This is a genomic window from Streptomyces sp. NPDC003635 (assembly GCF_053587635.1).
Window position 1 is genome coordinate 77028 of sequence record NZ_JBSFOK010000025.1, and the last position, 18950, is coordinate 95977.

20 protein-coding genes are annotated in these 18950 nt (G+C 72.2%); 7 read left to right on the forward strand and 13 right to left on the reverse strand.

Features of this window, described 5'->3' with window-relative positions:
• Positions 1–51 precede the first annotated feature (51 nt).
• Positions 52–336 (forward strand): DUF6332 family protein, encoded by a 285-nt coding sequence (locus ACWDRW_RS23270; RefSeq protein ID WP_451725905.1) that lies wholly within the window; start codon positions 52–54, stop codon positions 334–336.
• Here the strand turns inward: ACWDRW_RS23270 and ACWDRW_RS23275 are convergent.
• From ACWDRW_RS23275 to ACWDRW_RS23285, 3 genes are all read right to left on the reverse strand, one after another.
• Entirely contained in the window at positions 297–962 is a 666-nt protein-coding gene (locus ACWDRW_RS23275) for a response regulator (protein WP_451725907.1), read from the reverse strand. The genes ACWDRW_RS23270 and ACWDRW_RS23275 overlap by 40 nt on opposite strands.
• Positions 959–2176: a sensor histidine kinase gene (locus tag ACWDRW_RS23280; RefSeq protein WP_451725908.1), complete on the reverse strand. Its 1218-nt coding sequence runs from the start codon at positions 2174–2176 to the stop codon at positions 959–961. Before ACWDRW_RS23280 ends, ACWDRW_RS23275 begins: the two co-directional genes overlap by 4 nt.
• Positions 2177–2277: 101 nt before the next feature.
• Positions 2278–3012, reverse strand: coding sequence for a TetR/AcrR family transcriptional regulator (locus ACWDRW_RS23285; protein WP_451725909.1), 735 nt, complete (start codon positions 3010–3012; stop codon positions 2278–2280).
• Between the two features lie 272 nt (positions 3013–3284).
• Between ACWDRW_RS23285 and ACWDRW_RS23290 the strand changes: the two genes are divergently transcribed.
• Positions 3285–3734, forward strand: a complete 450-nt coding sequence (locus tag ACWDRW_RS23290; RefSeq protein ID WP_451725910.1) for a nitroreductase family deazaflavin-dependent oxidoreductase — start codon at positions 3285–3287, stop codon at positions 3732–3734.
• A gap of 17 nt (positions 3735–3751) precedes the next feature.
• Here ACWDRW_RS23290 and ACWDRW_RS23295 read toward each other — a convergent pair whose 3' ends face one another.
• Positions 3752–5026, reverse strand: a complete 1275-nt coding sequence (locus ACWDRW_RS23295) for a geranylgeranyl reductase family protein (RefSeq protein WP_451725911.1) — start codon at positions 5024–5026, stop codon at positions 3752–3754.
• Between the two features lie 191 nt (positions 5027–5217).
• Between ACWDRW_RS23295 and ACWDRW_RS23300 the strand changes: the two genes are divergently transcribed.
• The gene (locus ACWDRW_RS23300; RefSeq protein ID WP_451725913.1) at positions 5218–6573 is read left to right on the forward strand and encodes a M20/M25/M40 family metallo-hydrolase; all 1356 of its coding nucleotides are present in this window, start codon (positions 5218–5220) and stop codon (positions 6571–6573) included.
• A 22-nt stretch (positions 6574–6595) separates the two neighbouring features.
• On the opposite strand, the gene ACWDRW_RS23305 is transcribed toward ACWDRW_RS23300, so the two are convergent.
• The 3 genes from ACWDRW_RS23305 to ACWDRW_RS23315 all read right to left on the reverse strand — a co-directional run bounded on the left by ACWDRW_RS23305 (position 6596) and on the right by ACWDRW_RS23315 (position 9023).
• Positions 6596–7633, reverse strand: coding sequence for an NUDIX hydrolase (locus ACWDRW_RS23305; RefSeq protein WP_451725915.1), 1038 nt, complete (start codon positions 7631–7633; stop codon positions 6596–6598).
• A 138-nt stretch (positions 7634–7771) separates the two neighbouring features.
• A complete protein-coding gene (locus ACWDRW_RS23310) occupies positions 7772–7975 on the reverse strand; it encodes a hypothetical protein (RefSeq protein WP_451725916.1) in 204 nt (67 codons plus the stop codon).
• Positions 7976–8075: 100 nt separating this feature from the next.
• Positions 8076–9023, reverse strand: coding sequence for an ROK family protein (locus ACWDRW_RS23315; protein ID WP_451725917.1), 948 nt, complete (start codon positions 9021–9023; stop codon positions 8076–8078).
• Between the two features lie 230 nt (positions 9024–9253).
• On the opposite strand from ACWDRW_RS23315, the gene ACWDRW_RS23320 reads away from it, so the two are divergent.
• Both ACWDRW_RS23320 and ACWDRW_RS23325 read left to right on the forward strand, forming a co-directional pair.
• Positions 9254–10303 (forward strand): LacI family DNA-binding transcriptional regulator, encoded by a 1050-nt coding sequence (locus ACWDRW_RS23320; protein WP_451725974.1) that lies wholly within the window; start codon positions 9254–9256, stop codon positions 10301–10303.
• A 7-nt stretch (positions 10304–10310) separates the two neighbouring features.
• A complete protein-coding gene (locus tag ACWDRW_RS23325; RefSeq protein ID WP_451725919.1) occupies positions 10311–11102 on the forward strand; it encodes a hypothetical protein in 792 nt (263 codons plus the stop codon).
• Here ACWDRW_RS23325 and ACWDRW_RS23330 read toward each other — a convergent pair.
• Together ACWDRW_RS23330 and ACWDRW_RS23335 are read right to left on the reverse strand one after the other, a co-directional pair.
• Entirely contained in the window at positions 11048–12688 is a 1641-nt protein-coding gene (locus tag ACWDRW_RS23330) for a protein kinase domain-containing protein (protein ID WP_451725920.1), read from the reverse strand. The genes ACWDRW_RS23325 and ACWDRW_RS23330 overlap by 55 nt on opposite strands.
• 97 nt (positions 12689–12785) lie before the next feature.
• Entirely contained in the window at positions 12786–14081 is a 1296-nt protein-coding gene (locus ACWDRW_RS23335; protein WP_451725921.1) for a DUF6986 family protein, read from the reverse strand.
• Positions 14082–14282: 201 nt separating this feature from the next.
• Here ACWDRW_RS23335 and ACWDRW_RS23340 point away from each other — a divergent pair, with 201 nt between their 5' ends.
• The gene (locus tag ACWDRW_RS23340; protein WP_451725923.1) at positions 14283–15188 is read left to right on the forward strand and encodes an endonuclease/exonuclease/phosphatase family protein; all 906 of its coding nucleotides are present in this window, start codon (positions 14283–14285) and stop codon (positions 15186–15188) included.
• Between the two features lie 71 nt (positions 15189–15259).
• Here the strand turns inward: ACWDRW_RS23340 and ACWDRW_RS23345 are convergent, their stop codons facing one another.
• From ACWDRW_RS23345 to ACWDRW_RS23360, 4 genes are all read right to left on the reverse strand, one after another.
• A complete protein-coding gene (locus ACWDRW_RS23345; RefSeq protein ID WP_451725925.1) occupies positions 15260–16222 on the reverse strand; it encodes an electron transfer flavoprotein subunit alpha/FixB family protein in 963 nt (320 codons plus the stop codon).
• Positions 16223–16276: 54 nt separating this feature from the next.
• A complete protein-coding gene (locus tag ACWDRW_RS23350; protein WP_451725927.1) occupies positions 16277–17065 on the reverse strand; it encodes an electron transfer flavoprotein subunit beta/FixA family protein in 789 nt (262 codons plus the stop codon).
• A gap of 219 nt (positions 17066–17284) precedes the next feature.
• On the reverse strand, positions 17285–17791 hold the full coding sequence (locus tag ACWDRW_RS23355) for a flavin reductase family protein (RefSeq protein ID WP_451725928.1): 507 nt from the start codon (positions 17789–17791) through the stop codon (positions 17285–17287).
• Positions 17792–17906: 115 nt separating this feature from the next.
• On the reverse strand, positions 17907–18320 hold the full coding sequence (locus ACWDRW_RS23360; RefSeq protein ID WP_451725975.1) for a TlpA family protein disulfide reductase: 414 nt from the start codon (positions 18318–18320) through the stop codon (positions 17907–17909).
• A gap of 76 nt (positions 18321–18396) precedes the next feature.
• Between ACWDRW_RS23360 and ACWDRW_RS23365 the strand changes: the two genes are divergently transcribed.
• On the forward strand, positions 18397–18813 hold the full coding sequence (locus ACWDRW_RS23365) for a DUF4395 domain-containing protein (protein ID WP_451725930.1): 417 nt from the start codon (positions 18397–18399) through the stop codon (positions 18811–18813).
• Positions 18814–18950 lie beyond the last annotated feature (137 nt).

Below are 18950 nucleotides of genomic sequence, written 5' to 3' on the forward strand. Positions count from 1 at the left end.
CCGGGCACCCGCCTGTTTCACTCCGTACATGAGCGCGGACGGGGGACGGGCATGAATGGCGACGGCGGACGGCGCACCAAGGCCGAGCAGGACGCGTACGTCGTCGAGCTCGGGTACGCGCTGTGCAGCGCGCTGTTCGCGGCGGGCGTGGTCTTCGGCGCCCTCGCCGGTCCCGCGCTGCTGTTCGAGCTGCCGGGTACGGCGGAGTCGTTGCTGGTGCTCGGCGCCAAGGCGGTGGCCGTGATCCTCTTCGTCGCCCGCGTGATCAGCGTGCTGGTGCGGTTCCGGCGTTCGGCTCAGCCCAGCCAGCCCGGCCGCACCAACCCCGACTCGTAGGCCAGCACGACCAGTTGGGCCCGGTCGCGGGCGCCCAGCTTCACCATCGTCCGGCTGACGTGGGTCTTGGCGGTGAGCGGGCTGACCACGAGCCGACGCGCGATCTCCTCGTTCGACAGGCCGATGCCCACCAACGCCATCACCTCCCGCTCCCGCTCGGTGAGTTCGGCCAGGGCGCCGGCGGCAGCGGGCTCCTTGGACCGTGCGGCGAACTCGGCGATCAGCCGCCGGGTCACCCCGGGCGAGAGCAGCGCGTCCCCGGCGACCACCGCCCGTACCGCGCGCAGGAGTTCCTCCGGCTCGGTGTCCTTGACCAGGAACCCGGAGGCGCCCGAGCGGATGGCCTGGAAGACGTACTCGTCGAGTTCGAAGGTCGTGAGCATCACCACCCGCACGTCCTTGAGCCGGTCGTCCTCGGTGATCCGGCGGGTCGCGGCAAGGCCATCCAGCACGGGCATCCTGATGTCCATCAGCACGACGTCCGGCGCGAGTTCACGCACCGCGCGCAGCGCCTCCGCACCGTCCGCGGCCTCGCCGACCACCTCGATGTCGGGCTGCGCGTCGAGCAGCGCCCGGAAACCGGCGCGCACCAGCGACTGGTCGTCGGCGAGCAGTACGCGGATCACCGGTCGTCCTCCTTGGCGGTGAGGGGCAGCACGGCGACCACGCGGAAGCCGCCGTCGGCCCGTGCGCCGGCCTCGATCGTGCCACCCAGGGCTGCCGCACGCTCGCGCATTCCGGCGAGTCCGTTGCCGCCGCCGCCCGCGTCGGCGCCGGTCGCGGGACCGTCGTCGTCGACCCGGATCCGGAGCGTCCCGCCGTCGTGCTGGAGGTGCACGCGCGCGTGCCGCGATCCCGAATGCCGTACGACATTGGTGAGCGCCTCCTGGACGACACGGAAGGCCGCGAGGTCGGTTCCGGGCGGGAGCGTGGGCGGTGTGCCGTGCACATGAACCGTCAGTCCCGCGGCGGCCGCCTGGTCCACCAGCTCGGGCAGCCGGTCGAGTCCTGGCGCGGGCGTGCGCGGCGCGTCTCCCGGCGTGCGGAGCGTATCGAGCACCTGCCGCACCTCGCCGAGCGCCTCCTTGCTCTGGGCCTTGATGGTGGTCAGCGCCGTGCGCGCCTGCTCGGGATCGGAGTCCAGCAACGCGAGACCGACGCCCGCCTGGACGTTGATGACGGAGATGCTGTGGGCGAGGACGTCATGCAGTTCGCGGGCGATCCGCAGCCTCTCCTCGTCGGCCCGCCGCTCGGCCGCCCGCGCCCGCTCGGCCCGCTCCCGGGCCCACTGCTCCCGCCGGGTCCGTACCAGCTCCGAGAACGCCACGATCGCGAGGACCCAGGCGGCGACCACGCCCTCCTGCCCCCAGGGCGCGGGCGAGTCGCCCGAGGGCGGCAGCCACTGATAGAGCCAGTGGGCGACGAGGACGTGCCCGACCCACAGGGTGCCCAGCGCCGCCCAGGCGGCCCGCCGGTGCCCCGCGACGATCGCGCTGAAGCAACTGATCGCCACGGTCAGGAAGACCGGCCCGTACGGATACCCGGCGCCCAGGTAGCCCATGGCCGCGGCCGCCGTACCGAAGGCGACCACCACCGGGTACCGGTGCCGCCACAGCAGCAGAAGCCCGGCCACGAGCAGCAGTGCCCGCGCGAAGAGGTCGAGGTCGGCCCGCTCGCCCGTCTGCTCCTCGGCGGCGAAGTTCGATCCGGCGAGGACGAAGGCGGTTACCAGCAGGGTGGACCGCCACGGCCACCGGCCCTGCTCCCTCTCCCGCCACCAGGGCGGACCACTGCGCCACCACTGCGGCGGACCGGCCACGGCCCCGCGCTTCTCCTCCATGCCCGCCACGCTAGACGCCCGCGCCTTCGGGCCGCGTCACCCGCGCGTGGTGATCACACGTACTCCCGGGGAAGTACGCCGCGCCGCCTCGTGCGGCCGACTCACTCCCCCGCGCGGGCCGGTCCCGACTGCGGATACACCAGGCCGACGCCCACGGCGAGTTGGCCCGCCGCGTGACGGAAGAACCGCTCGCGGTCCTCGACGACCCGGTGGAACTGACCGAACAGTTCGAACCCGACCAGGCCGTAGAGCTGGGCCCAGGCGGCGATGAGGGCGGCGACCGTCTCCGGGGGGAGGTCGGGCGCGAAGTCGGCGGTCATGCGTTCGGCCTCGGGGCGCAGGTCGGCGGGGAGGGGCGGTTTCGCGAGGCCGAGGCCCTGGTGGGCGTCGCGCAGGATGCCGATGAAGACCTGGCCGACCCGGGAGGCGGCCGGGATCGTGGTGTCGGGGGCGGTGTAGCCGGGGACCGGTGAACCGTGGATCAGCGCGTACTCGTGCTCGTGCGCCAGCGCCCAGCGGCGTACGCCTTCGCACACCGCGACCCAGCGGTGCGCGGGGCCCGCGTCGGCGAAGGCGTCCCGCGCGGCCTCGGCGCTCTCCCCGACGGAGTTGTAGGCGTCGATGATCAGTGCCGTCAGCAGGTCGTCGCGGCTGGGGAAGTAGCGGTAGAGCGCGGAGGAGACCATGCCGAGCTCGCGGGCCACGGCGCGCAGCGAGAGCTTGGCGGCGCCGTCGGCGGCGAGCTGTCTGCGTGCCTCGTCCTTGATGGCCGCGGTGACCTCGATCCTGGCCCGGGCCCGGACGCCCTGGGGAGTGCTTCCCTGTGCGCTGCTCATGCGGGGCAGTGTCGCATGAAAGCGAGAGCAGTGCACACAAAGGAGAGCGGCGCACTAAAAAGAGAGCACTGCTCTTGCAAGGGAGCACCGATCTCGTCCACACTGGACACGCGGCAAACGAGAGCAGTGCTCACACTGGAGAGCGCTGCTCACGCAAGGCGGCACTCACAGCCATGGAGCGCTGCTCACAGAGGAGAGCACCGCTCACCCAGCGCACCGCGTTCTGCCGATACCTGACACCTGACACCTGACACCTGACACCTGGGGGACCCATGTCCACGCACGTCCAGAAGCCCGGCTGGTTCACCGTCAACGTCCTCAACCGCGCCATCTCCTGGCTGACCCGTCGCGGTCTCAGCGTGTGGGGCTCCCGCGTCCTCGCCGTCCGCGGCCGCAGAAGCGGCCAGTGGCGGACCACCCCCGTCAACCTGCTCACCGTCGACGGCCGCCACTACCTCATCGCCCCGCGCGGCCACGTCCAGTGGACGCACAACATGCGCGCGGCCGGAGGTGGCGAACTCCGCCTGGGCAAGAAGGTGGACGTCTTCACGGCGACCGAGATCGCCGACGACGACAAGGCCCCCCTGCTGCGCGCCTACCTCAAGCGCTGGAAGGCCGAGGTCGGCGTCTTCTTCAACGGAGTCGGCCCCGATTCCCCCGAGGCCGACCTGCGCCGCATCGCCCCCGACCACCCGGTGTTCCAGGTGACCGTGAAGAACTAGGGCCTGCCCGGCAAGCCTCAGGACCCGGCGCCGGACTCCCCGCCCGCGGCCTCTCCGCCGACGGGCATGGGCTCCTGGCCGGCGGCCCTGCGGTCCATGGCCGTAAGGGCGCGCTGGGCCATCGGGTGGCTGCGCACCAGCTCGCCCAGTGACGTCGACCCGCGGGTGATCTCCATGAACGACCGCCAGGCCGGCCGGAACCCGGTCAGCGCGGCATGGAACAGCCCGGGGCGCCGCTCGAACACCGTCAGCAGCCGCTTGCCGACGCTCATCTCGACGCCGAGCCCGGCCTTGACCGCGAACGCGTAGTTCAGGGCCTGGCGGCGCGTGTCCACCGCGTCGTGCGCCTCGGCGATCCGCACCGCCCACTCCCCCGCGAGCCGCCCGGAACGCAGGGCGAAGGAGATGCCCTCCCGGGTCCACGGTTCCAGCAGCCCCGCCGCGTCCCCGCACACCAGCACCCGTCCCCGCGACAGCGGCGAGTCGTCCGCCCGGCACCGCGTCAGATGCCCGGAGGAAATGGCGGGTTCGAACCCGGCGAGCCCGAGCCGGCCGATGAACTCCTCCAGATACCGCTTGGTGGCCGCGCCCTCGCCGCGCGCCGAGATCACCCCGACCGTGAGGGTGTCGCCCTTGGGGAAGACCCAGCCGTAACTGCCGGGAATCGGGCCCCAGTCGATGAGCACCCGCCCCTGCCAGTCCTCGGCGACGGTCTCCGGCACCGGGATCTCCGCCTCCAGACCGAGGTCGACCTGGTCCAGCTTCACCCCGACGTGCGCTCCTATCCGGCTGGCGCTGCCGTCCGCGCCGACGACCGCCCGCGCGAGCACCGTCTCGCCGCCCTGCAGGACGACGGCGACCGTACGCCGGTCCGGCACCGCGGAGCCGTGCTGCTCGACGCGTTGCACGGTCACCCCGGTGCGCAGTTCGGCCCCCGCCTTCTGGGCGTGCTCGACCAGTTGCTGGTCGAACTCGGGCCGGTTGATCAGCCCGAACAGCATCTGCTTGGAGCGGCGGGTGCGGCTGAAGCGGCCGTTGTGGGAGAACGTCACCGCGTGCACCCGGTCCCGGAAGGGCAGTTCGAAGCCGGGCGGGAGCGCGTCCCGCGAGGGGCCGATGATGCCGCCGCCGCAGGTCTTGTAGCGCGGCAGCTCGGCTTTCTCCAGCAACAGCACACGCCGCCCCGCGACCGCGGCCGCGTACGCGGCGGAGGCCCCCGCGGGCCCCGCGCCGACCACGACGACGTCCCACACCCGCTGCCCGTCGTCCGCCGAAGAGTTCTCGCTGCTCACGATGGTCTACTGCTCCCGATCAGCCGCCTGCCGCATCTGTCTCCCGCATCCTACGGCGGCGGTCACCGCAGGCCGCTGTGGGAGGATCGGCGATGTAGGTGCCCACCGCACCCGGCGGGGCCTACGCTCACACGATCAGCCGTACAAGAAGTACGCACAGGTACAACGTCGCACCCACGAGGAGCGTGCCCATGTCGTCGAATCCGGTCGCCGAGACCGTCGCCTCGCTGATGCCGCGGGCGTGGACGGAACTCGCCGAACTGGTGCGGTTCAAGTCGGTGGCGGACTTCGACCAGTTCCCCCGGAGCGAGAGCGAGGGCGCCGCACGCTGGGTCGCGGACGCGCTGCGCGCCGAGGGCTTCGAGGACGTCGCCCTCCTGGACACCCCCGACGGCACGCAGTCGGTGTACGGGTATCTGCCCGGCCCGGAGGGCGCGAAGACCGTCCTGCTCTACGCCCACTACGACGTGCAGCCGCCGCTGGACGAGGCGGCCTGGCGGACCCCGCCGTTCGAGCTGACCGAGCGCGACGGTCGCTGGTACGGCCGGGGTGCCGCCGACTGCAAGGGCGGCCTGATCATGCACCTGCTGGCGCTGCGGGCGCTGAAGGCCAACGGCGGTGTCCCGGTGCACGTCAAGGTGATCGCCGAGGGTTCCGAGGAGATGGGCACGGGCGGTCTGGAGCGTTACGCCGAGGCGCACCCCGAGCTCCTCGCGGCGGACACGATCGTCGTCGGCGACGCGGGCAACTTCCGGGTCGGCCTGCCGACCGTCACCACGACGCTGCGCGGCATGACCATGCTCCGGGTGCAGATCGACACCCTGCAGGGCAACCTGCACTCCGGCCAGTTCGGCGGCGCGGCCCCGGACGCGCTGGGCGCGCTGATCCGCGTCCTGGACTCGCTGCGCGCGGAGGACGGCTCGACGACGGTCGACGGGCTCGCGCCGGGTACCGAGTGGGAAGGGCTCCAGTACGACGAGGAGCAGTTCCGCAAGGACGCCAAGGTGCTGGACGGGGTGGAGCTGATCGGCTCCGGCACGGTCGCGGACCGTATCTGGTCGCGTCCGGCCGTCACGGTCATCGGCATCGACTGCCCGCCGGTGGTCGGCGCGACCCCGTCCGTGCAGTCGAGCGCCCGCGCGCTGATCAGCCTGCGGGTGCCGCCGGGTGTGGACGCGGCCGAGGCGACCAAGCTGCTCCAGGCGCACATCGAGGCGCACACGCCGTGGGGCGCGCGGGTGCGCGTCGACCAGGTCGGCCAGGGCCAGGCGTTCAGCGCCGACACCACCAGCCCGGCGTACGCGGCGATGGCGCAGGCGATGGCCGAGGCCTACCCGGGCCAGGAGATGCAGTACGCCGGGCAGGGCGGCTCCATCCCGCTGTGCAACACCCTCGCGGCGCTCTACCCGGACGCGGAGATCCTCCTGATCGGCCTGAGCGAGCCGGAGGCCCAGATCCACGCCGTGAACGAGAGCGTCTCGCCCGAGGAACTGGAGCGCCTGTCCGTGGCGGAGGCGCTGTTCCTGCGCAACTACGCGGCGAGCTGACCGCAGGACGCGGCAGGACCTGTCAGGGGGCGGGAATACCCGCCTCCAGATACAGCGCGGCCCCGCGTTCGCGGGCGCGCAGGGCCCAGCGCAGGCGTTCGTAGCGCACCGGTGGCAGCAGGTCGGCGGCCTCCTCCTCGCTCGCGAACCGCCAGGCGCGCAGTTCGGGTCCGGGCAGCAGCAGCCGCTCGGCCCGCCCGGAGTCGAGCCGGCCGCCGTCGAACAGGAGGCGCAGTCCGCCGTAGCCGGGAGGCGCGGGCGGTTCCCAGTCGACGACGAGGAGCCGGGGTACGTCGGTGAGCCGGATCCCCGTCTCCTCGGCGACCTCGCGCATGCCCGCGCGCGCGGGCGCCTCGCCGGGTTCGACGACACCGCCGGGGAACTCCCAGCCCGCCTTGTAGGTGGGGTCGACGAGCAGGACACGGTCCTGTTCGTCGAAGAGGAGGACGCCGGCCGCCACCGTCTCGGCGGTGGGCTCGGGGGTCTGCACGATGTCGCAGGCGGGCACGTCTCCCCCGGCGACGGCTTCGGCGACGCGGGCGGCCGTCTGGTACGGGGTGAGCGGGCCGTTGTCGACGGGGTAGGCGTCGGCGCTGAGCCAGGAGGCGAGCGCGGAGCGGTAGGGCTCGATGTGGTCGTACGACCATTGCCGGGTCCGTAGTTCGCCGTCGGGGACGTCGGGGACCTCCCGGCGCGCTATCCGCTCGCGCAGTATCGTTTCCGCCGGGGCCAGGAGGATGTGCCGTACGGCGATCCGGCGCGCGGCGAGGCCGCCGAATATCTCGTCGCGGTACTCCTGGCGCAGCAGGGTCATGGGAACCACGAGGGTCCCACCGAGCTCGGCGAGCAGCGCGGCCGCCGTGTCGATCACGAGACGTCGCCAGATCGGCAGATCCTGGAAGTCGCCGACCTCGGCGAGGTGTTTGGGCGGCAGCAGGTGCGGCAGTGCTCCGCCGATGACCTCGGGGTCGAAGAGCGTGCTGTTCGGGATCAGTTCGATCAGTTCCCGTGCGGTGGTGGTCTTCCCCGCACCGAAAGGCCCGTTGATCCAGACGATCACAGACTCCCCCTCTGCTGTTGGCCCCCTGTGGCTTGCCCGCTCCACCCTGCCACGGAAACCAGTTCCAGTTGAGGGCGCACGCGCGGCGGCGCCGGTGCCCCCGGGGTGCGGGACACCGGCGCCGTGCCGTCGGGCTCGTCAGTCGTTGTTCTGCCCGAGGGCGTTGTCCTCGACGGCCAGGCTGTCGCTGGCGATCGTGTCCTCGACGGTGCTGAGGGAGCTGAGCGTGTCCCCCACGTCGAGGTCGGTCAGATCGCTGCCGAGCGAGTGCGACGGCGTGACCGCCGCGACGACGAATCCGGTGGCCAGGGAGGCGATGGCGAGCATGCTGCGCTTCTTCATGGCCGGTTCAACTGCGCCGCGGGTGAAGGGTCACGGTGTCGCGGCCGGAAAGCGGATCACCCGTACCCGCCGGAACGTTCCTGCCGCCCCCAGGAGACGATCACACCGCCGCCGCGTCCGCCCGTCGCGTCAGCGCCGCTGCCGCCGCCCCCACCAGCCCCGCGTCCGTGCCCATCTGGGCCGGGGTCACCGCCAGGCGCTGGACGAAGGAGAGGGTGGCGTAGTCGGCGAGGGCCTTGCGCAGCGGGGCGAGCAGGACCTCGCCCGCCTTGCCCACGCCGCCGCCGATGACCGCGATGTCGATCTCGACCAGGGTCGCGGTGGCCGCGATCCCGGCGGCCAGGGCCTGCGCGGCCCGTTCGAAGGAGGCCACGGCGACGGGGTCACCGACGCGAGCGGCGGCGGCCACCGCGGCGGCGGAGGTGTCACCGTCGGGTCCGGGCACCCAGCCGTTCTCCAGGGCGCGCCGGGCGATGTTGGGGCCGCTCGCGATCCGCTCGACGCAACCGCGCGCACCGCACGGGCAGGGGTCGCCGTCGAGATCGACGCTGATGTGACCGATGTGGCCCGCGTTGCCGGTGGGGCCGGGGTGCAGCCGACCGTTGAGGACGAGACCACCGCCGACACCTGTGGACACCACCATGCACAGGGCGTTGTCGTGACCGCGCGCCGCGCCCTGCCAGTGCTCGGCCGCCGTGATGGCCACCCCGTCGCCGATCAACTCGACGGGCAGCCCGCCGGTCGCCTCCCGGACCCGCCGGACCAGGGGATACTCCCGCCAGCCCGGCACGTTCACCGGACTCACCGTGCCCGCGGAGGCGTCCACCGGCCCCGCGCTGCCGATCCCGAGGGCGCCCACACGCCCCCACAGCGGTGAGGCCGTCAGTTCACCCAGCACCGCCTCGACGGCGCCCATCACGGTGTCACCGTCCTCCCTCGCCGGCGTCGGACGCTGGGCGCGCGCCAGAATCCGGCCGTGGCCGTCCACCAAACCTCCGGCGATCTTCGTTCCGCCGATGTCGAGCGCGGCCACGAGGTCGGTGTGCATCAGAGTCAGATCTCCCGGTCAACCAGCGGAAAAGGGCAGGCCGGTCACGCCGTGGGGTGCGGGCCGGAAAGTGCGGTGGACAGTGTCCCCCGCATCTGACAACGTTGTCCAGGCTCTATGCTCGACGCCACATCCTCATACAAACTGTGGATCGACGCACCCCCGTGGACGAAGACGCATCCTCGTAGACGGGGACGCACCCCGTGGACGAACAGGACAGGACCCGCATCGTGCCCGAGACCATCCGCCGCGCCGACCGCTCGCCCCAGAACCGCTACGGCAACCGGCCGACGATGAAGGACGTGGCCGCACGGGCCGGAGTGGGCCTGAAGACGGTCTCGCGGGTGGTCAACGGCGAGCCCGGGGTCACGCCCGAGACGGAGCGCCGCGTCCAGGAGGCCATCGAGGCGCTCGGCTTCCGCCGCAACGACAGCGCGAGGGTGCTGCGCAAGGGCCGTACCGCCAGCATCGGCCTGGTCCTCGAGGACCTCGCGGACCCCTTCTACGGCCCGCTCAGCCGCGCGGTCGAGGAGGTGGCACGGGCGCACGGAGCGCTGCTGATCAACGGCTCCAGCGCCGAGGACGCCGACCGGGAGCAGGAGCTGGCGCTGGCGCTGTGCGCGCGGCGGGTGGACGGCCTGGTGGTGATCCCCGCCGGCGACGACCACCGGTATCTGGAGCCGGAGATCAGAGCGGGCGTGGCCACGGTGTTCGTGGACCGTCCGGCCGGGAAGATCGACGCCGATGTGGTGCTGTCGGACAACTTCGGCGGCGCCCGGGACGGCGTCGCCCATCTGATCGCCCACGGCCACCGCCGGATCGGCTTCGTCGGCGACATGCCCCGCATCCACACCGCCGCCGAGCGGCTGCGCGGCTACCGGGCGGCCATGGAGGACGCGGAGATACCGGTCGAGGGCTCCTGGATGTCCCTGGGCGTCACCGACCCCGAGCGGGTGCGCAGGGCCGCCGAGGAGATGCTCTCCGGGCCCCGACCGGTCACCGCGATCTTCGCGGGCAACAACCGGGTGACGGTGACCGTCATCCGCGTGCTGGCCGAGCAGACCCGCCAGGTCGCGCTCGTGGGCTTCGACGACCTGGAACTCGCCGATCTGCTGCAGCCGGGCGTCACCGTCGTCGCGCAGGACGCGGCGGCCCTTGGCCGTACCGCCGCCGAGCGCCTGTTCCGGCAGCTCGACGGCACCCTGGTCACCCCCGAGCGCATCGAGCTGCCCACGCGTCTGATCACCCGCGGTTCGGGCGAACTGCCCCCGGCGGACTGAGGGCGCCATGGACGACCGGACGCTCCAGGCGCTGGGACTCGGACTCGCACCGCGCGACCATCCGCTGCTCTACCCCGGCACCTGGCCCGCGGACTCCGGGCTCCTGGACGGCGAGCGGTTCCTGGCCCTGGACCGGCTCACCCACACCGACCGCACCCCCGTCCTCGCCATCGGCTCCAACGCCTGCCCCGGCCAACTGCGGCACAAGATGGCCGAGTCGGGCATCGCCTCGCCGCTCCCCATGGTCAGGGCGCGTGTCACGGGCGTGGAGATCGGTGTGTCGGCCCATGTGAGCCGCCTGGGGTACGTGTCGGCGTCGCCGGTCCGCTCCCCCGGCACCGTGAGGAAGTTGTTCGTTCTCTGGCTCGATCCCCAGCAGCTCGCGGTGATCGACGCCAGCGAGGGCGTACCGCTGCCCCTCGGCAACTACCGCCGGGCGTGGCTGCCTTCACCCGAGGTGCGCGTCGACCTGGCGGACGGCACGACGTTGCCGGGTGTCTTCTCGTACGTCAATCGCCGGGGCGTCCTGCGCAACGGCGCCGGAACGCCGCGCACCCATCCCGGCCAGCGGAAGCTGATCACCGAACTGCTCCTCGGTTCCGCCCGGTTGAGGGAGCTGTTCGGGGCCACCCCGGAGGAGTTCTGCGAGCGGGCCCGCGCTGACCACGTGCTGTGCGAGCGCGGCACCCGGCTGTTCGCGCGGGAGCGGCTGGTGACCGAGCACGGCCTGGAGCGGTACGTCGGTCAGCAGAGCGGGAGTCCGGGCACCGGCTCGTCGTTGTCGCCGCCCTTGACGTAGACGTCGCTGACCCAGACGTCGGCGTTCCCGCTGTCGTCGTCGGTCTTCGCCCACCAGACGTTGGTCCACCGCCCGGACGTCTCGCGGCGGCCCAGGTTCTGCTGGCAGTAGAAGTAGTTGGTGCCCGCGCCCAGGACGCCGGCCTCGGTGCCGTCCGCGTGGTAGGACTTCGCGGTCTTCCAGACCTCGCAGTTGTACTTGCCGCCGCCGATGGGGTGGCAGGCGGCCGCCGGGATCGTGGCGCCGCCTCCGCCCGAGGTCCTGCTCGGGGTGGGCTTGGGTGTCGGCGTGGTCTCGGCGCTGCGGCTCGGGGTCGGGGACTTCTCCTCGGGCGTGCCGCTGGGCTTGGTGTCGGTGGGCTTCGCGTCGGCGGAGGTCGTCCTCGGGGAGGACGGCGTGCGGGAGCCGGCGGTCGAGGTGGGCCCTCCGGCCGCCTTGGTGTCGTCTCCGTTGCTCAGCACGGCCACGGTGACGCCGGCGGTGGCGAGGACGACGGTGACCGCGGCGGCGGCGAGCAGGACGCGGCTCCTGCGGCGGGAGCGGGCGGGGCTGTCCAGCGGGCTGGTGGCCGCTGTCGGCCCAGGGCGGCCCGCCTGCGCTGTCTGCCCTGCCTGTCCCGTCCGTCCCGGCGGGCCGAAGCCCTGCGGCACCGACGGAATGCCGATCTCCGTCGCCGCCCGGTCCGGCGGAGCCGTACCGCGCAGGGTCGTGGTGGGCGTGTCGCGGCCGTCGGAGTCGGCGACGGCCTGGAGGAGCCCGCGGGCCTCCTCGGCCTCGGGACGGGCCTCGGGGCGCTTCTCCAGCAGCCGCTGGAGGACGGGGGCGAGCGGTCCGGCGCGGTGCGGTGCGGGCAGCGGTTCGCCGACGATGGCGGTGAGCGTGGAGAAGGTCGAGGTGCGGCGGAAGGGCGAGGAGCCCTCGACGGCGGCGTAGAGGGTGGCCCCGAGCGCCCAGACGTCGGAGGCGGGCCCCGGCTGGGCGCCCTGGGCGCGCTCGGGCGCCAGGTAGTCCAGGGAGCCGACCAGTTCGCCGCTGCGGGTGAGATGGGTGGCCGAGCCGTCGCCCGGGTCCTCCATGGTGGCGATGCCGAAGTCGGTGAGCACGACCCGGCCGGAGCGGTCGAGCAGGATGTTGCCCGGCTTGACGTCGCGGTGCAGCACGCCGACGCGGTGGGCGGCGGCCAGCGCGTCCATGACCTTGGCGCCGATCCCGGCCGCCTCCCGGGCGTCCAGCGTGCCGCGCTCGCGCAGCACGTCGTCCAGGGAGGGACCGTCGACCAGCTCCATGACGATGAGCGGACGTCCGTCGACCTCGGTGACGTCGTGCACGGCCACCACTCCGGGGTGGCGCACCCGGGCCGCCGCACGGGCCTCGCGCTGCATCCGCAGCCGCAGCGCGTCGAGTTCGGGGCCCTCGGCGTCGATGTAGGTACGCAGCTCCTTGACGGCGACCTCGCGCCCGAGGACGTCGTCGACGGCCCGCCAGACCACGCCCATGCCACCTCGGCCGAGCTGGCCCAGGACGCGGTACCGCCCGGCCAGCACCCGCCCCGTCTCGCCGGTCCGCCCGTTCTCCCCCGAAGACACCCCTGCCCCGTTCCTGTGAGCCGTCCGTGTGTGGCGTACAGCCTAAGGGGCGGGAGTGACCGGGCTCCGCGGGGTGCCGACGGCCGTGACGGACCCGCTACTTGGCGGATGGCGTCAGGTCCGCGCGGCGCGGGCCGGCGTAGGTCTGGAGGCGGGCCAGGGTCAGGCCGGTGAGGCGGGTGACCTCGCCGGGGTCGAGGGCGCCGCAGTCCAGGCCGCGCAGGAGGTATCCGGCGAGGGCCTTGGCGGTGGCGGGCTCGTCCATGACGTCGCCGTCGACCTGGTTGGCGTAGGCGGCCAGGCGCTTGGCGGCGGTCTCGAAGCCCTCGCGGTAGAAGGCGAAGACGGCCGCGTACCGGGTGGGGAGGTGGCCGGGATGCATGTCCCAGCCCTGGTAGTAGGCGCGGGCGAGGGCACGGCGGGTGAGGCCGTAGTGCAGCTTCCAGGCCTCGTGCACCTTCTCCGTCGTACCGACCGGAAGGACGTTGGTGGAGCCGTCCGAGACGCGCACGCCGGTGCCGGCCGCCGCGACCTGCATGATCGCCTTCGCGTGGTCGGCGGCCGGGTGGTCGCTGGCCTGGTAGGCGGCGGAGACACCGAGGCAGGCGCTGTAGTCGAAGGTGCCGTAGTGCAGTCCGGTGGCGCGGCCCTCGGCGGCCTGGATCATGCGGGCAACGGCGGCGGTGCCGTCGGTGGCGAGGATGGACTGGCTGGTCTCGATCTGGATCTCGAAGCCGATCCGCCCGGGCGTGAGGCCGCGGGCCTTCTCGAATGCCTCCAGCAGCCGGACCATCGCGGTGACCTGTTCGGGGTAGGTCACCTTGGGCAGGGTGAGGACCAGGCCGTCGGGCAGCCCGCCGGCCTCCATCAGGCCGCTGAGGAAGATGTCGAGGGTGCGGATACCGCGGTCCCGGACCGGGGCCTCCATGCACTTCATGCGGATGCCCATGTAGGGGGCAGCCGTGCCGTTCTTGCAGGCGTCGGAGACGAGCCGTGCGGCGCGGGCGGCGTGCCGGTCCTCGTCGGTGCCCTTGTAGCCGTCCTCGAAGTCGACGCGTAGGTCCTCGACAGGCTCGCGCTCCAGCTTGGCCCGCACCCGCGTGTAGACCGGCCCGGCGAGGTCGTCGGACAGGCCGAGGACGGCCGCGAAGGAGGCGGCGTCGGGAGCGTGTTCGTCGAGCGCGGCGAGGGCCTGGTCACCCCAGGAGCGGATCGTGCCGGCGGCGAAGACGTCGCCGGGGACGTAAACGGTGTGGACGGGCTGGCGGGTGCCGGGGTCTCCGGGGTAGCGGCGCTCCAGTTCGGCGTCGACCGGCGCGAGGGAGGCGCTGATCTCCTCGCTGACGGCGCCCGCCAGGCTCGTCGACACCTGCTCCTGCTGGCCCTGGCCCATCCCACATCCTCCTGTTTTCCGCTGTACGGAATCAACAATCCGTAGAACGAAGTTATCCGGGGCCCTCCTGAAGGTCAACACCATGTCCACGGGGCGAAACCCCGCACTCTCGCCATGTTCACGCCCACCTCATGGCACGCTGTGACACTCATGGGGCACGTCCGCACGACTCGTCCGGCAGTTCCCGTCGAAGGAGCCACCGTGCCGCACCACAGCCGAGTCACGCGCCGTCTGGGCCTGAAGGCCGCGTTAGCCGCCGCGGTGACCACTCCCCTGTCCAGTACAGCACTGCCCGCCCAGTCCGCGGCGGCGGAGGAACGCCCGCGCCGCCATCTGCAGGTCATGTCCTTCAACCTGCGCTTCGCGAGCACCGTCGAACCCAACAGCTGGGCCGTACGCCGACCCGTGATGCGCAAGCTGCTGCGCCGCGAGGCCCCGCACGTCATCGGCACCCAGGAAGGCCTCTTCCCGCAACTCCTCGACATCGGCACCGACCTGGGCCGGCACTACGACTGGGTGGGCACCGGCCGCCTGCACGGCAGCGCCGACGAGTCCATGGCCGTCTTCTACGACACCCGCCGCCTCACCCCGCTCGAGTACGACCATTTCTGGCTCTCCGACACGCCGTACGTGATCGGCTCGAACACCTGGGGCGCCGCTTTCCCCCGCATGGTCACCTGGATCCGCTTTCGCGACCGGCGCGCGGGCCAGCGGGAGTTCTACGTCCTGAACACCCACTTCGACCACCGCGCCCAGCCCGCGCGCGAACGCGGCGCCGCCCTGATCGCCGAGCGGATCGCCGGCTTCGACCCGGCCCTGCCGGTCGTGGTGACCGGCGACTTCAACGTCGCCGCGCACAAGAACGTCGTCTACGACAAGCTGCTGGGCGCCGGACTCCTCGACACCTGGGACACGGCCGCCGAGCGGAGCCCGCAGTACGCGACCTTCCACGGCTACCGGCCGCTGGTGCCGGACGGCGACCGCATCGACTGGATCCTGACCACCCCGGGCGTCACCGCGCACCGGGCGGCCATCAACACCTTCGCCCTGGACGGCCAGTTCCCGAGCGACCATCTACCCGTGCAGGCCTCGCTGACCCTGGGCTGAACACGCGAACACGCCGAGGCCCCCGCGACCGCAGGAACGGTCACGGGGGCCTCGTACAGCCTGCCGCGGGATCAGCCCTTGCGGGTCTTGATCTCCTCGGTGAGCTGCGGGACGACGTCGAAGAGGTCGCCGACCACGCCGTAGTCGACCAGGTCGAAGATCGGGGCCTCGGCGTCCTTGTTGATCGCCACGATCGTCTTCGAGGTCTGCATACCGGCGCGGTGCTGGATCGCGCCGGAGATGCCGGAGGCGATGTACAGCTGCGGCGAGACCGACTTGCCGGTCTGGCCGACCTGGTTGGTGTGCGGGTACCAGCCGGCGTCGACGGCGGCACGCGAGGCACCGACGGCCGCGCCGAGGGAGTCGGCGAGCGACTCGATGATCGCGAAGTTGTCCGCGCCGTTCACGCCACGGCCGCCGGAGACGACGATCGCGGCCTCGGTCAGCTCCGGACGGCCGGTCGACTCACGCGGCGTACGGCCGGTGACCTTGGTGCCGGTGGCCTGGGCGGAGAAGGTCACGGCCAGGGCCTCGACCGCGCCGGCGGCCGGGGCGGCCTCCACGGCGGCCGAGTTCGGCTTGACCGTGATGACCGGGGTGCCCTTGGCGACCCGGGACTTGGTGGTGAAGGAGGCGGCGAACACCGACTGGGTGGCCACCGGGCCCTCGTCGCCCGCCTCGAGGTCGACGGCGTCGGTGATGATGCCGGAGCCGATGCGCAGCGCCAGACGGGCGGCGATCTCCTTGCCCTCGGCGGAGGACGGGACCAGCACGGCGGCCGGGGAGACGGCCTCGACGGCGGCCTGCAGGGCGTCGACCTTCGGCACGACCAGGTAGTCGGCGTACTCGGCGGCGTCGTGGGTGAGGACCTTGACCGCGCCGTGCTCGGCGAGGGCGGCGGCGGTGTCGGCCGCGCCGTTGCCGAGGGCCACGGCGACCGGCTCGCCGATGCGGCGGGCCAGGGTCAGCAGTTCCAGGGTGGGCTTGCGGACGGCACCGTCCACGTGGTCGACGTAGACGAGAACTTCAGCCATGGGACTTCTTCTCTCCTGCTTGCGAAAGATGAGGGGCGGTCAGCGAATCCGGACTCAGATGAACTTCTGGCCCGCGAGGAACTCAGCGAGCTGCTTGCCGCCCTCGCCCTCGTCCTTGACGATCGTGCCGGCGGTACGGGCCGGACGCTCGGCCGCGGAGTCGACCTTGGTCCACGCGCCCTCCAGGCCGACCTCCTCGGCGTCGATCTCGAGGTCCTCCAGGTCCCAGGACTCCACCGGCTTCTTCTTGGCCGCCATGATGCCCTTGAAGGAGGGGTAACGCGCCTCGCCCGACTGGTCGGTGACCGACACGACCGCCGGCAGGGAAGCCTCGAGCTGCTCGGAGGCGGCGTCGCCGTCGCGGCGGCCCTTGACCGTGCCGTCGGCGACCGAGACCTCGGAGAGCAGGGTGACCTGCGGGACGCCCAGGCGCTCGGCGAGCAGCGCGGGGACGACACCCATGGTGCCGTCGGTGGACGCCATGCCGGAGATGACCAGGTCGTAGCCGGCCTTCTCGATCGCCTTCGCCAGCACCAGCGAGGTGCCCAGGGCGTCGGTGCCGTGCAGGTCGTCGTCCTCGACGTGGATCGCCTTGTCGGCGCCCATCGAAAGCGCCTTGCGCAGCGCGTCCTTGGCGTCCTCGGGGCCCACGGTCAGGACGGTGATCTCGACGTCGTCGTCCGAGTTCTCGGAGATCTGCAGCGCCTGCTCGACGGCGTACTCGTCGAGCTCGGAGAGCAGACCGTCCACGTCGTCCCGGTCGACGGTCAGGTCATCGGCGAAGTGCCGGTCGCCAGTGGCGTCGGGCACGTACTTCACAGTGACAACGATCCTCAAGCTCACGCCGGCTCTCCTACTGCGTCGACATTTCTCTGCTGCCTACTTGCAGGCAGCATAGGCGCCTGAAGCGGCCGTTCCCGATCGGGGCGACCTGCGCTCCGATCGAAATATTACTCGTCAGTACACCCAGTTCGTTCCCGCTAAGCAAGCGCTTTGAACTGTGACCTTCGCAACGCAGCGTAATCGGAACTGGACCATTTCGCAGAACCGTCCGATACCCGGTCAGTCGCGCAGGCCGATGAACCCGCCCTGGTGGTAGACCAACGGGCGCCCGGGACCGGCGGATTGCCCGAACAGGAGCTCCGCCAGCACGATCCGATGATCACCGGCCGGAACCCGGGCCGCGACCCGGCAGACCAGCCAGGCCGGGACGTCGTCGAGGACCGGCACCCGCTCGGGGCCCTCGCGCCACGCGGTGGGCGGAGCGAAGCGGTCGGCGCCGCTGCGGGCGAAGGTGGCCGCGAGGTCGTGCTGGTGCTCGGCGAGCAGGTGCACGCCGACATGAGTGGCTCGCGAGACGGTGGGCCAACAGGAGGAACCGGTACCGATACCGAAGGAGAGCATCGGGGGTTCCGCGGAGACCGAGGCCAGGGAGGTCGCGGTGAAGCCGACGGGGCCGTGCTCCCCGCGGGCGGTGATCACCGCGACGCCGGCGGCGTGCCGCCGGAAGACGGAGCGCAGCAGTTCGGGGGAGGCGAGCCTGGCGTCGACGTCGGGCGTGGCGGTCATGGTCACCTGGGGAGGGGTTGCGCGGGGGACATCCCGTCAGACTGACGATAGTTGGTTCGTACAGTCAAGTACGTGCGGCGATGTGGGAGATGACTCACTGTCGGGCCGTGACCTCTCACACCGCCTCGCCGAGCGCCGCGATCACGTCCGCCCTGCGAGGCTGTCCGGTGGCCCGCCGCACCACGCTTCCCTCGGCGTCGAGCACCAGGACCGTGGGCGTCTTGAGGATGTCCAGCTCCCGCACCAGTTCCAGCCGGTCCTCGGCGTCGATCTCGACGTGCGCCACCCCGGGGACCATCGCGGCCACCTCGCCGAGAACCCGCCGGGTGGCCCGGCAGGGCGCGCAGAAGGCGCTGGAGAACTGCACGAGGGTGGCCCGTTCGCCGAGCGGCCCGCCCAGTTCGTCCGGCCCCAGCCGCTTGCCCTCGTCCCGCCCGCGCACCCGCACTCTCCCGCTCCGCCGCCGCTGCAGCACTCCGTAGGCGCTCGCCGCCGCGAGCACCGCCACGCACACCACCAGTCCGGTCATCACCTGCACCAGCATTCACGAGACCGCAAAGATTCCCGCCTTCCGGGATCTCCCGGCCCTGCGGAATGCTTGATCCATGGACATCGACGCAAGAGGCCCCCGCTTCGGGGCAGCCGTGACCAGCGCGGTGCTGGCCGCCGTCCTGGTCACCGGGAGCGCCTGGCTGCTGGCCTGGCAGACGCTGGCGTTCGCGCTGGGCGCGGCGGGCGGGGTGGGCAAGTCCCCCTACGGATGGCTGTTCCGCACGGCGGTACGGCCGCGACTCGGTCCGCCTGTCGCCTTCGAGCCGCCGGAACCGCCGCGGTTCGCGCAGGCGGTGGGACTCCTCTTCGCCGGCCTGGGGCTGGTGGGTTACATCGTCGGGCCCGAGTGGCTGGGTCTCGCCGCCACCGGGGCGGCGCTCGGGGCCGCCTTCCTGAACGCCGCGTTCGGCTACTGCCTGGGGTGCGAGATGTACCTGCTGGTACGGCGGATGACGGTTCGCGCAGAGTAAGAAAACGATAAAACCCGAGGTGGATCACGGGGTGACGTGACGAGGATCTCGCCGTTCACCGGCACCAGGGCTGGCTACCCGCTCGTTCTTCGGGCACGATCTGCGACATGCCGTAAACCTACGGCTGCGTAGCTTTC